The sequence below is a fragment of the Lactobacillus ultunensis DSM 16047 genome, from assembly GCF_001436305.1.
Classification (GTDB): Bacteria; Bacillota; Bacilli; order Lactobacillales; family Lactobacillaceae; genus Lactobacillus; species Lactobacillus ultunensis.
Map to the genome: position 1 here is coordinate 1 of NZ_AZFO01000098.1, position 235 is coordinate 235.

The window sequence follows — 235 nt, forward strand, 5'->3', positions numbered from 1 at the left end:
AGAGTAATGGCTATTGTGTTGGGCATTGTTAAAGAATTTGCCTCGATTGCTTTGATATTGGTAAGCCCATTCTCTGACTCGATGGTCTCCAGACTTAACTGTCATATTTAGAGTTTTAGCTATTTCGATAGCACTCATATTGCCATTCAAGTATTGTTTAACTGCCCATAGCTTTTGTTCAAATGAGTATTTGCTTTTTCTAGGCATAATAAAATCCCACCTTCGTGAATAATTG

General features: G+C 36.2%; 1 protein-coding gene. It reads right to left on the reverse strand.

Going from position 1 to position 235, the window contains the following annotated elements; genetic code table 11:
• Positions 1 to 207 (reverse strand): transposase (locus tag FC57_RS10530; protein WP_169790356.1); only part of this gene is annotated, 207 nt, incomplete at its 3' end.
• Positions 208 to 235: the final 28 nt, after the last annotated feature.